This window comes from Berryella intestinalis (assembly GCF_000814825.1).
GTDB classification, from domain to species: Bacteria; Actinomycetota; Coriobacteriia; order Coriobacteriales; family Eggerthellaceae; genus Berryella; species Berryella intestinalis.
Genome location: NZ_CP009302.1, coordinates 191,880 through 204,532, shown reverse-complemented (window position 1 = coordinate 204,532; position 12,653 = coordinate 191,880). Strand labels below are relative to the sequence as shown.

Below are 12,653 nucleotides of genomic sequence, written 5' to 3'. Positions count from 1 at the left end.
CTCTCGTCAACCCATACTACCGAGAGCCCCCTGAATGCAAAACTGCCAAAACTAACAGGATCGGAAACAGGTTACCCTATAGCTTCCCATCAGGCAAAGCTGGTAAAAACAACAGGGCGCCCAGCGGTGCGGGCGAGCGAGCCTCACCCCCTATGGCCACCACCCCGATCAATCCGTGGAAAAGCGGGGCTAATCTCCGCTCACGCGGTTCACGAACTCGATCAGCTCGTTGCGCGAATGGACCCCGAGCTTGCGGTAGGCGTTTTGCTGGTGGTAGCGCACGGTCGAGTTCGACACGACCAGCTTCCCCGAGATGTAGGCGCACGAGAACCCCTGCGCGGTGAGCAGAGCGACCTCGGACTCCCGAGCCGTCAGGCCGTAGCGCTCCGACACGCGGTCGACGCGCTGCTTCAGCTGATCGGTGATCGTCTGCTGCGCGTCTTCTTTCCGAGTATCCTCGACCGCTTCGGGCCGCGCCGCGTCCGCAGCCGGCGCACCGGCGGAAGGCTCGTCGGCTTTCGCCTGATCCCGCCCCTTCTCGGGCTCTCCCTGAGAAACCGCATCCAGCCCGCCGGCCCGCTGCGCTTCCTGCTGCGCCAACGCCGGCTCCTGCGGCACCGCCTCGACGGTCGGGTGGGAAGCTCCGGCGGGAAGCGGGGCGTCGTCTTCGTCTTCCATCTCGTAAGGGCGAAGGTTCACCTCGCGGTTAAGCGTCATGGCACCGGCCAGCACCAGCGCCGAAACCGCGGCGATCACGCAGCCTGCATTGCTGATGACCTGGATGTTCATCGGCAACAACGCGCCGATGTTCGCACCGACGAAGTTGGCGAGCGACCCGTTGACCGCGATCAGCAGCAACCCGGCCAAAAACGCGCGCGGAACCTTCAGCAGGGAGAACATGGACGGGAACACCATCCAGTACAGGAAGCGGAAACAGAACACAGCCGCCAAGAGGAAGCCGAGGAACGCCTGGGCCGATGCATCCGAAACGAAGCACGAGAACACGATGGCCACCGAGAGCAGCACGAACGGCGGAACCCAGACGATATGGACCCAATCGCGGCGCTTCAGCATGATGAGGGCGACCGCCCCGATGGTGAGGGCCGCCCCCACCGCGAACACGGCGTAGTTGGCACCGTCTGTGACCAGGGACAGACGGCGGTTCGCGATGGTGTACAGCATCGCGCCGAGGATGCCGTTCGCAAAGATGAGCAGCACGCTGAACCAGGGGATGCGGGGAAGGACGCCGGGGGGCATGCCGTCGGCCTTCGACGATTCGAGGCGCGGATCGAGGCTGAGCGCCAGCGAACCGGCCGAAAACGCGCAGAGCACCGCTACGACCAGGCAGGTTTCCTCACCGAGCAGCGGAGATCCCTCGATGATGGCCCCCGCGATCGCCAGGCCGACGAGGGTCGACGCCATGATCTGCCGCACGGAAAAGCGGCTGAGCAGCAGCATCCACACGTACATGACCACCGCATTGGCCGCACCCGCCGCGAAGAAGAACGGCGCTCCGGCCGAGCCGAGGTCGTCGGTTGCGGCCACCACGATGGTGGCGGCGGTCATAACCGCCGTGCAGACGAAGAACACCCCGGTGGTGACGGAGAATTTGCGCAAGTACCCGCCGATCGCCAGAACCAGCAGCGTCGCCACTTCGGCGACGAGGCGCACGACATAGAAAGGATCGGCGATCGCCGCCCCTCCCTGGGTAAGGTAGCCCACGAAGCCCTGGGACAGCATGCGGCTGTACGCGATCATGCACGCGAAGCCGAACGCCAGTTTCAGCGTCGTCTTCAGGTTGAGCCCGTTCTTGCGGATCTCGGCACTCACGCTTCGTCGGCCCCGCTATTCCACCGCAGAGGCGACCTTGCGAGCCGCGGCGGTGATAGTCAGGTCGTCGACATTGACGGTTATCTGGGCGTACTTCTCGTACAGCGGCTTGCGCTCGTCGTAGAGGTCGTGAAGGCTCATGCTCACGCCGTTTTTCAGGACGACGCCGCGCTCCTGCAGATCGCCCAGGCGCGTTTTGAGGGAATCGTAGGAGATCTGGAGGTACACGATGGTGCCGATCTCCGCCAAATGCTTCATGGCCTCGTCGGAGTAGATGGCCGAGCCGCCCGTGGAGATGACGGAGTTCGTGGCGGAAATGCCGCTGAGAACGGCGTTTTCCACCTCGATGAACCCTTCGGGGCCCAGCGCGTCGATGATCTTCTGCAGCGTCTTGTCGGACTGGTTCTGGATCAGAAGGTCGGCATCGACGAAATCCTTGTTCAGGATCTTCGCAAGAACGATACCCAGCGTCGATTTGCCGGCACCCGGCATGCCGATGAGGACGATATTGCTTTTGTCGGCCATGATGACTCCTTGAACAGCGACGAGATACGCGTATCGAGCATGATTCTACGCTATGCGGGCGGATCTCGAACGCAGGGATCGGCCATTTCACGCCTAATGGAGAACCTGTTGTCAAATTGATCGAATCGAGCCGAACCGAGACCCGGCCTCGTTCGGCGTCCGGCCCGCAAGCAGCGCGGGCTCCGAGGCGTCGGGAAGGGCGTCCGAACCCGAGACGCAAAGCCGGCGCCAGAAGGCCCCATCAGGAAAACGAAAACGCGCCCCCGAGGTCGGGGGCGCGAAAACATGCTGGCGGAGAAGTAGGGATTCGAACCCTAGAATCGCTTGTGGCGATTACTCACTTAGCAGGCGAGCACCTTCGGCCTCTCGGTCACTTCTCCATGAGCGAAGCAAAATGATACCCGACTTGCACCTCCCGCGCAACGCAAAAACACAACCGGAGCCGCCGAGCGATCGGTCCGAGACGCTCTGCAGAGCAGCCCGGTCGGCCACGGCAGGCTAGCGAACGACCGCCGCCTTCAGCGACCCCAGAGACGTTGCGCGCGACCACCAACCGTGCTTGCGCGCTTCCACCGAAACCGCCACCGCCTCGTCGAAGCTCTCGCACAGCGCGAACGTGCACGAGCCGCTGCCGCACAAAAGCGCGCGGCCTGCGCCGCATCGGCCCTCCAGCCAGCGTCGGACCGCGGAAAGCTCGGGTTCCAACCCTTCGGACGCAAGGGCCAGGTTGTTGAACAGCGGCACGTCGTCTGCGGATCCAACTTCGTCAAACGCCGCTTCCACCGCGCCATCCGCCGGTACGGGATCCGCGTCGAACGCCTGGTAAGCGCGCACCGTCGACACCCCCCGCTCGGGTTTGACCAGCACTACCGGCCGCTTCGATGCGCACAGGGAGCGCACGAACTCGTCTCCCTTCCCCGCAAAGGCGGCGCAACCGCCCTGGAGGAAAAACGCAACGTCGCTTCCCACCTCGCAGGCCGCGTCCCGCACCTCGCGAGACGACGGGTCGACGCCCCACAGCCGGCATGCGCCCACAAGCGCCGCGGCCGCGTCGGACGACCCGCCTCCCAGCCCCGCCTGAGCGGGAATCCTCTTGTCGATGCGTATCTCGACGCGCTCATCTTCTGCCCGGCCGATCGCGCGCGCAAGCAGCGCGACCGCTTTCGCGGCCAGGTTGTCGGCAGAGGCGATCTCGGGCACCGAAACGCCGCCGCGGCCCTTCACCTCGGCTGCTACGGAAAGCCCCGAGCCCTCGGGAGCCGCCGTGCGGCGCATGAACACCGTATCGTGGAGGTTGAGCGCATGAAGGATGGTCGATACCCGATGGTAGCCCGAATCCAGCCGATCGCCGACGTTGAGCACCAGGTTCACCTTCGCCGGGGCGACCAGTTCGATCCAACCGGGGCTTTCCGCCTCGGACAGCATCTGGGCCGATCTTGCCTCAGCCAGCATATCGACGGCGTCTTGCGCCCCGTCTCCCTTAATCACGTTGCCTCCCCCGCTTCCCCCGTCGTTCGGCGAAAAACCCGGTAAGCAGCTCGGCGCACTCTTCTCCCAACACGCCGGAAGCCACCTCGAAATTATGGTTGAGCCGCTCGTCGGCATTCACCCGGTAAAGCGACCCCAGGGCACCGGCCTTCGGATCGGCGGCTCCGAACACGCAGCGATCGATGCGGGCCTGGTGCATGAGGCCCGCGCACATGATGCACGGCTCGAGCGTGACGTACACCGTGCAGCCCGAAAGCCTCCACGCGTCAAGCTCGCGCGCAGCCGCAAGCAGGGCCTTGAACTCGGCGTGGCCCGACGGATCCCGATCGGTTTCCCGGCAGTTGCGCGCGCGGGCGATCACCCGGGGCTCGGCCAACGCACGCCGCGTCCCCTTGTCGATGGGGGCGTAGACCACCACGGCGCCGATGGGAACCTCGCCGTATTCGGCCGCTTTCCGAGCCTCCTCGATCGCAAGGCGCATATAGTCTTCATCAGTCATAGCGCCATTATATATGGTATTCTGTGACACGCTTTCGAAGGGTCGGCACCGCACCGCTCGCCGATTCGCCTGCCGCATCGAATGCATCTACCATCTGGAGGAATGGCCGAGCGGTTTAAGGCGGCAGTCTTGAAAACTGTTATGCCGAAAGGTATCGTGGGTTCGAATCCTACTTCCTCCGCCAGAATTCCAAGCGTCCCTGGTCGGGGCGCTTTTTTTATGACCGAAAGGATGCACCTGTGGAAAACCTCGCCTACTACGACGGCAAAGTCGGCACCGTTGACGAAGTGACCATCCCGTTCAACGATCGCTCGCACTTCTTCGGGGACGGCGTGTACGAGGCCACGATGGGGGCGAACGGCGTGCCCTACCTCGTGGAAGACCACCTCGATCGGTTCTACTCCAGTGCGCGGGCCCTCGGCATCGTCATCCCTTCGGGCAAAGACGAGCTCAAACAGCTGCTGTTCGACCTCCTGGCGAAAGTGGACGGAGATACCCATTTCGTATACTGGCAGGTCACGCGTGGGGTAGCTATGCGCGACCACGTGTACGGCTCCGATATGGAGGGCAAGCTGTGGGTGCTCATCCGCCCGCAGGCCCTCGGCAGCATCCGCACGCCCGTGAACGTGACCGTCACCGAGGACAAGCGCTTCGAATACGGCCACGTGAAGACGCTCAACCTTTTGCCGGCCGTCCTGTACAGCCAGATGGCGCACGACCGGGATGCCTGCGAGACCATCCTGCACCGCAACGGCGTGGTTACCGAATGCTCGCACTCCAACGTGTCGATCCTCAAAGACGGCGTGTTCTACTCGCATCCCAACGACGAGCACATCCTGCGCGGCATCGCCAAAACCCACATGATCCAGGCGTGCTATCGCCTGGGGATTCCCGTCATCGAGCGCGCCTTCACGCTCGATCAGCTCTTCGATGCCGACGAGATCATGATCAGCTCCTCGTCGAAGTTCTGCCTTCCCGTGCGCTCCATCGACGGACAGGCGGTGGCGGGACGCGACCCCGAGAACCTGAATGCGCTGCAAGACGAGCTGATCCGCGAATTCCGGGACTACACCGGATCGAACGCGCTTGACTAGCGCAGACTCGATGCCGGATCAAAAAACCGCCGCTCGGCAAATTGGGTATTGCAACCTCACATCAGTACGAGCATAATTGCCAGCCATAAGTTCAGTGAAGCTTCTTGAATCGGCATCGCCGAAACTGGAAGCGGAGAACACTCTGGAAAATTCTTAAATGAATGCCGAAGGTGCAAGGCTGCATCCGCAGCTGAATCTCTCAGGCAAACCGACGGAGACACATTTTTGCGACCGTGCTCACGCACATCCACCGCCGCATACCCGGTCTTCATTAGGAATCTTCCTCGAGTGTTCGCGATCTCGAAGGGGGCAACCTTGGAAGCGGCGCTTCTCCCGGTCGTTCAAACGATCAATTCGTACCTATCGAACTATATCCTGGTGTTTCTGCTGGTAGGTGCCGGCCTGTTCTTCACCATCCGCACAGGCGGCATCCAGTTCCGCCGCTTCGGCGAGGGCGTATCCCGCATGTTCAGCGGATTCTCGCTGCGCGGGGGCAAGCAGGAAGGCGGCATCAGCTCGTTCCAGGCGCTTGCCACAGCCGTCGCCGCCCAGGTGGGAACCGGAAACATCGTGGGTGCCTGCGGCGCCATCATCGTGGGCGGCCCGGGCGCCATCTTCTGGATGTGGCTCATCGCCATCCTGGGCATGGCCACCAACTACGCCGAAGCGGTCCTTGCGCAGAAGACCCGCGTGGTCGATGCCGACGGGTCGGTTCACGGCGGTCCCGCGTACTACATCACCACCGCCTTCACGGGCAAGTTCGGACGGTTCCTGGCCGGGTTCTTCGCCATCGCCATCATCCTGGCGCTGGGCTTCATGGGCTGCATGGTTCAGTCGAACTCCATCGCTGAAACCATGAACAACGCCTTCAACATCCCCACCTGGGTGGTCGGCCTGGTCGTGGTGATTCTGGCCGGGTTCGTGTTCCTGGGCGGCATCCAGCGCCTCGCCTCGGTGACCGAGAAGATCGTGCCCATCATGGCCATCGTCTACATCGTGTGCGGCATCATCGTCCTCATCGCCAACTGGCAAAACGTCGGACCGGCGTTCGCTTTGATCTTCCAGTCCGCCTTCAATCCCGCCGCCGAGGTGGGCGGCATGACCTTCGGCCTGATCGCCGCCCTGTCCCAGGGCGCCAAGCGCGGCCTGTTCTCGAACGAGGCCGGCATGGGCTCGACCCCGCACGCCCATGCGATGGCGAAGGTGTCCGAACCCCACGAGCAGGGTGTCATCGCCATGGTCGGCGTGTTCATCGACACGATCGTGGTCGTCTCCATCACCGCCCTGGTCGTTATCTCCACCATGTTCGTCGGTGACGGCGCGTTCGCGCAGGATTACGCCGCAGCCGTCGCGGGAGGCCTGAGCAAGACCAACCTCGCCCAGGCCGCGTTCGGCACGCTGCTGGGAGCGCAAGGAGGCAGCATCTTCGTCGCCATCTGCCTGTTCATGTTCGCCTTCTCCACCATCCTCGGCTGGAACCTGTTCGCCAAGCTGAACGTGCAGTACCTGTTCCCCAAGGCCGGCAAGAAGGCCGTGAACGTGTTCTCGGTTATCGCGCTGGTGTTCATCTTCCTGGGGTCGCTTGCCTCCAACGAGCTGGTCTGGGAGCTTGCCGACCTGTTCAACCAGCTGATGGTCCTGCCCAACGTGATCGCCCTCGTCGCGATGTCGGGAGTTGTCGCAGCCATCGCCAAGGAGCACAAGGGCACGCGCAAAAACGACTAGCGAGCAAGGGTCCGTTAAGACCCCTGAAACCGCCCCCCAACGAGCCGCCCCGCCCTCCCTTTCCGGGAGGCGGGGCGGCTTGGTTTCCGGGATGCGGTTGTAGCTGCCGAAACAGATTTCGGAAAACGCGTTATCGCTGGTCGATGGGAAGATAGGGGCGCTTCGCCGAGTAGGTGGACTTGTACGCCGGACGTATGATGCGCTTGCCCGACACGATCTCCTCGAACCGATGGGCGGCCCAGCCCGCCATGCGCGCGCAGGCGAACAGCGGCGTGTACAGCTCTTCGGGGATTCCCATCATCGAGTACACGAATCCGGAGTACATATCGACGTTCGCGCACATCGCCTTCTTGGAGTTGCGCTCGGTGCGCATCACTTCGGGCGTCAGGAGCTCGATGGACTTGAGAAGCTCGAGCTCGGCCTCGAACTCGGTACCCTTCGCCAGCTGCTCGGCGAAGCGCTTGCACACCACCGCGCGCGGATCCGACTTGGTGTACACCGCGTGCCCCATGCCGTACACCAGCCCCGTGCGGTCGTAGGCGTCGCGGTTCACGATCTTGCGCAGATAATCGGCCACTTCGCCCTCGTTATCCCAATGGGCGACGTTCTGCTTGATCTCGGCCTGCATGGCACGCACCTGATGGTTGGCCCCGCCGTGGCGGCGGCCCTTCAAAGAGCCCATCGCCGCGCTGTAGGCGGAGTACGCATCGGTGTCGGCCGACGTCAGCACGCGCGTGGTGAACGTGGAGTTGTTGCCTCCCCCGTGCTCGGCGTGCAGGCTCATCATGATGTCGAGCATGCGCGCCTCGTCGGCGGTGAACGAACGGTCGGGGCGCAGCATCGAAAGCACCGTCTCGGCCGTGGACTGGCCGGGGACGAACCGATGCATGATCATCGACCCGTTGTGGTAGCGCGCCTGCTGGGCATAGTAGGTGAGCACCATGATGCGCGGGAGCCGGGAGATGAGCGAAACCGCCGTTGCGATCTCGTGCACGGGCGAGCGGTCTTCGGCCCGGTCGTCGTAGGCGTACAGCAGCAGCACCGACCGCGACATCACGTTCATGATATCGGGCGGGGTGTTGCGCATGATCATCGAGGCGGTGAAGCCGTCGGGAAGCTCGCGCTGCTCGTCGAGCACCGCCCGATACGCATCGAGCTGCTCTTGCGTGGGCAGGTCGCCCAAAAGGAGCAGATAGGAGATCTCTTCGAAGCGGAAGCGACGGTCATCGTCGTCCCCATCCGCTCCGCCGAGAAGATCGTAGATGTCGAAGCCGCGATAGCGCAGCGACCCTTCGTCGGGAACGCGCGAACCGTCCGAGACCAGGTAGCCGTGGACGTTCGAGATGTTCGTCACGCCGGCCAGCACCCCGGTCCCGTCGGCGTTGCGCAGGCCGCGCTTGATATCGAGATGCGAGAAAGATTCGAGGTCGATGCCGTTGACCTCGTTGAAACGATCGTAAAGCTCGAATGCGCGCCGCTGGTCCATAGCAGTTCCCCTTCGCTCAGAGGTAGGGCGAAGAAAAAGAAAGCGCCCCGTTCCGATGTAGCACTATGCTATCAGAACAGGGCGCCGATCAGGCTTCGACCACTGCCGGGGTCGGTAAGGGGAGGCGCTTAGCGACGCCTCTTCGAGCGCGCGCCGGCAAACAGCGCCAGCGCCGAAGCGATTGCGGCCGCCGCAGCTCCGACGGCGTAAGCGCCAGAGCCGTCCCCCGTGACGGGAAGCACCGCCTTGACGGAGGGGGCGACGACCGTCTTATCGGACGGGTCGGGGTCGCCCGGAACCGGCGGCTCCACCGGGGTCGGCGGAACGGGGGGATCGATGGGGCTCGGCGGATCGACGGGGTTCGGATCGGTCGGAACCGCCCTGTTGGTTATCGCAAAGCCCTTGGAGGCATCGCCCGAAACCGTCACCGCATACCGCGCGCCGTCCAGCTCGACGGTACCATCGGCGCCGATGCCGGCCTCGGCAACCGTGTACGCGATCTCCTTCAGGTCGGGGCCGTACTTCGGCACGTCCCGGAACGCCCCCTTCCAGCTCTTCTGCGCATCGGCAGACGGAGAAAGCGTCAGGGACGCCGTCTGCTGGCCGTCGGCAAGCAGCTTCACCTCGACGCTTCCGGGAAGTTCGGAAGAGTCGCCCTCGACGGCCCCTCCCGCAGAGCCCTCCCAAACCTTCTCCACCGGGATGGATACGGTGACGTCGGACTTCTTGGCGTACTGCATCACGAACGTGATGCGCTTGTCGTGGGCGAAGCTGCCGGCGAGAAGCGCCTTTCCGTCGGCGAGGTTGCCGTCTTTGACAGAGAACGCCTGCTCGGAAACGATCGGGTTGCCCTGATCGTCAACCGCGAGGTTCCCGCCATCGTCCACCTGCTGCGTCTGGACCTTGATACCCACCAGCTCGTAGCCTTCCTTTTCGTACGAAGGCACGCCCACGCTGTAGGGATCGGCGTAGTTGTTCGGATCCTCGCCCTGAATGTTCTCGTTTTTCGCGCGGCCCTCGAACGTATCGACCAGCTCGTCGGTGCCCGGGTTCTTCAGGTCTGCCAGCTTGTTCGAGTAGTCCCCGAAATCGACCAGCTCGTAACGGGCCCTCACCGCACCCGACGGGTAGAGCTTCGCATGCTCGTCGAACGCATTCGATTTCAGCTGGTACTTGAGCAGCGTCATCCCGTACCGCTCGAACCCGTTGATGTTCATCTGGATGTCCCCGCCGACGATGATGACGGGCTTATCGCTGAGCGCGATGCGGTTCGCGGACTCCTTGGTGACGATGCCGTTGATGCCCCTGCCGTAATCGTCCTGAACGGTGAGGGTCATGGGCTTCATGAAGTCCTCGAAACTGAGGCTCTGGAAGTCGTTTCCGCCCGCCGGATCGTACTTGGGAATCATGGTCACGGGAATCGACGCCTTGTAGTAGGTCATTCCCGACGAGTCGTAGGCGCCGTCGGTGCCCGTACGCTGAACCGTTTCGGCCGTGATCTTGTCCTTGCCGACGGTGAACACCCATTGGTAGGGGTTGCCCTCCACCTGCTTGACCGTCACGCCGTACTCCGCGAGCTTCGTCTCATCGGGGCGCAGCCAGGTGCTCTCGAACAGAACCGGCACGTCCTGGTCGAATTCCAGGCGCGAATCGAAGTACGCGTTCATAACGCCGGACCATTCCGTCACCTCGTTGATGCGGCCCCACAGGGTGACGAGGTCTTTCCTGATGGGTTCGTAGTCCAGGTGCGCCTTGTAGTCGAGCACCTGCGAATGGTCGATGACCAGCGCACCCGCAGCCGTCTCGTAATCGCCCGGATCCGTCCCCTCGCCCGCGAGCGTGATGTTGGGGCGGGTCTTGTCGGGATCGGCGATGTTGTCGGCGGCGGTCTTCGCCAGCCATCCCAGATCGACCCACTGGTTGTACAGATGCAGCTTGCCGTCTTCGGACAGGTACTGCGCATCGTCGGCCGTAAGCTCGTGGCCTCCGCGGAAGAAGTGCCCCGTGCCTCCCTGCGCGAACCCGTCGGGCTGCGTGTTCCAGCCGATCGTGCGCATCTTGCCCGACGCCCCGCTGGGGAGCAGGTAGTCCCAAAGCGAGGTGTCCTTGTACCAGTGCCAACGGCCGTAGTAGCCGTTCGGGGGAACGGTGTAGAAGCCGTCTTTGGGGTCGGACGTAGGGTCGCTCACCACCGGATAGAAGAACTTGCCGTCCTTGAGCGCTGCCTGCCGCGCGCTTTCCGACAGGGAAAGCTCGACGCTCGGATCGGCCAAGACCCCGGCGAGATGCTCGCCTTCGTACACCGTGGTCTCAACCTTTTCGATATTCATATGAGGCTCGGTCGCGCTGTCGGTATACCAGGGAGTCTGCCGGTAGTACACCACCGTGAAGGCCTTGCGGTCTTCCCATTGGGCGTAAAGCTCGCGTATGCCCGTCTCGGACGCAGCAAACGACGCGTCCACCATCTGGGTTCCCTCGCGATCGAGCGACCAGCCCTTGAACTTCTTGGCGCGAATGTCGAACCAGTTCTCGCGCGCCTGCACGGCGTCCTTCGACAAAGGATGCGCAACATCGGACCCGTTTTCGACGAACGCGTAGCGGTTATCCGAGGCGGTCTCATTCAGGAAGTAGCGCACCCCGCTTATGTTCGCCTTGTCGACGGTCTTCACGACCACCTTCGTATCCTGGTCGATCGCCATGCCGTACGAATAGGGCTTGCCTTCGTCGCCGTCGATCAGAAGCTTGAGCTCCTTGTCCGCGGGAACCGTCGTCATATCGGACAGCGACGACTTGTCGATAAGCACTCCGTCGGCCTTCACCTTGCCACTGAGGGCTTCGAGGCTGTTTCCCTTGACCAGCGTGAACGCCTTTTCCTCGCCGCTTTCCTCGTTCACGAAGGTCAGCGTTACGGCGGGAAGGGGGATGACCTTGACGACCTCGTCGCCATGACCGGCCGGGAAACCGTAATCGTAAGAGTTGCCCGCGGTGTCGCTCAGGCTCACCCGAACCGGCGAATCCGCGCTGAAATCGACCAGGCGCCCCTCGAGGGTCGCGGGGAAGTACGCAGGGAACGGCTTGGCTTTCGGATGATGGATGCCATCGACGGCAAACGTGCTGTTCGAAGCCACGAACCCGCCGCTATCGGCGAGGATGCTGCCGTACGGGGAGATGGACACCGACGAATTCTCGATGCGGTACTTCGACGCGCCCTTGTCGCCCAGGATGAGGCCGTAGCGATTCGGAATGCTGACAGCATCGATCGAAAGGGAAGAATCGCGCATATCCAGCGCATTTGCGATGCGCAGGCGATTGTAGTTTTTGGAGCTGGGGGAAACGAAGCGGTAATCGGCGCCGTACAGGTTCAGGGTGCCCACCTGCTGGCTGCCGAACGCAGCGTTCTCCGTCTGAACGACCGCGGCGTTGCGCACCGTCACGCTTCCCGTGACGCTGGTGAGGAGGGCGTCGACGATCTCGACCTTCAGAGCGTCCTTCGAAGTGCCCTCGATGACCGCAGCCTTATCGAAAGCGAGGGACGTCTTGACGGGGGATCCGGTGAGGTCGATCCGGTACGACCCATCGCCCAGAGAGCCGCCCTGCATCGAAAACGCCGTGCGCGCCAGGGTCTTGTCCCCGGTAACCTCGACGGACAGCTTCTTGCCCGCCTCCATGGAAAGCTTCGCCCTCAGATCGAACACGACGGACTGGCTGCCGGACGCTTTGACCGCGACGGTTTTCGCCACCGAGAGGTCCTGGCTGACGAGAATCGTGCCATCAACGTAGATGGAGCCGCCATCCGACACCAGCTCGAGAGCCCGCTGAAACGTTTTGACCGCGGAAGCGGCCGCTTCGCCGCCGCTGGCGTCGCTTCCCGACGCAGTGTTGAGGTACACCTCGGACAGCAGCCCCGCACGCTCGGACGCCTGTTCGAGCAGGACGTTTCCACCAGCCGGCGCCGTAGTCGCCGTCTCCTCGGCATAAGCCGACCACGAACCGACCGCAAGCATGG

At 63.2% G+C, this 12,653-nt stretch carries 8 protein-coding genes, 2 tRNA genes and 1 riboswitch; of the genes, 3 read left to right on the top strand and 7 right to left on the bottom strand.

Annotation, left to right across the window (positions count from 1 at the left end; translation table 11 throughout):
* Positions 1-189: 189 nt before the first annotated feature.
* From JI75_RS00810 to JI75_RS00790, 5 genes are all read right to left on the bottom strand, one after another.
* Positions 190-1,830 (bottom strand): helix-turn-helix transcriptional regulator, encoded by a 1,641-nt coding sequence (locus JI75_RS00810; RefSeq protein WP_039688019.1) that lies wholly within the window; start codon positions 1,828-1,830, stop codon positions 190-192.
* Positions 1,831-1,845: 15 nt separating this feature from the next.
* Complete coding sequence (locus JI75_RS00805; RefSeq protein ID WP_039688017.1) at positions 1,846-2,355, bottom strand: shikimate kinase; 510 nt, start codon at positions 2,353-2,355, stop codon at positions 1,846-1,848.
* Positions 2,356-2,644: 289 nt separating this feature from the next.
* Positions 2,645-2,735, bottom strand: a tRNA-Ser gene (locus tag JI75_RS00800).
* Positions 2,736-2,853: 118 nt separating this feature from the next.
* On the bottom strand, positions 2,854-3,843 hold the full coding sequence (gene ispE, locus JI75_RS00795; RefSeq protein ID WP_039688015.1) for a 4-(cytidine 5'-diphospho)-2-C-methyl-D-erythritol kinase: 990 nt from the start codon (positions 3,841-3,843) through the stop codon (positions 2,854-2,856).
* Entirely contained in the window at positions 3,836-4,342 is a 507-nt protein-coding gene (locus JI75_RS00790; protein ID WP_039688013.1) for a nucleoside deaminase, read from the bottom strand. The genes ispE and JI75_RS00790 overlap by 8 nt, the downstream gene beginning before the upstream one ends.
* A 96-nt stretch (positions 4,343-4,438) precedes the next feature.
* On the opposite strand from JI75_RS00790, the gene JI75_RS00785 reads away from it, so the two are divergent.
* The 3 genes from JI75_RS00785 (at position 4,439) to JI75_RS00775 (ending at position 7,161) form a co-directional block, all read left to right on the top strand.
* Positions 4,439-4,526, top strand: a tRNA-Ser gene (locus JI75_RS00785).
* Positions 4,527-4,581: 55 nt separating this feature from the next.
* Complete coding sequence (locus JI75_RS00780) at positions 4,582-5,436, top strand: aminotransferase class IV (RefSeq protein ID WP_039688011.1); 855 nt, start codon at positions 4,582-4,584, stop codon at positions 5,434-5,436.
* A 132-nt stretch (positions 5,437-5,568) separates the two neighbouring features.
* Positions 5,569-5,661: riboswitch (glycine riboswitch) on the top strand.
* A 90-nt stretch (positions 5,662-5,751) separates the two neighbouring features.
* Positions 5,752-7,161 (top strand): alanine/glycine:cation symporter family protein, encoded by a 1,410-nt coding sequence (locus JI75_RS00775; RefSeq protein ID WP_039690207.1) that lies wholly within the window; start codon positions 5,752-5,754, stop codon positions 7,159-7,161.
* A gap of 130 nt (positions 7,162-7,291) precedes the next feature.
* Here the strand turns inward: JI75_RS00775 and JI75_RS00770 are convergent, their stop codons facing one another.
* Positions 7,292-8,647 carry a citrate synthase gene (locus JI75_RS00770; protein ID WP_039688009.1) on the bottom strand — a complete coding sequence of 452 codons (1,356 nt, stop codon included), beginning with the start codon at positions 8,645-8,647 and terminating at the stop codon, positions 7,292-7,294.
* 128 nt (positions 8,648-8,775) lie between these two features.
* Positions 8,776-12,651 carry a Cna B-type domain-containing protein gene (locus JI75_RS00765; RefSeq protein ID WP_158407603.1) on the bottom strand — a complete coding sequence of 1,292 codons (3,876 nt, stop codon included), beginning with the start codon at positions 12,649-12,651 and terminating at the stop codon, positions 8,776-8,778.
* Positions 12,652-12,653 lie beyond the last annotated feature (2 nt).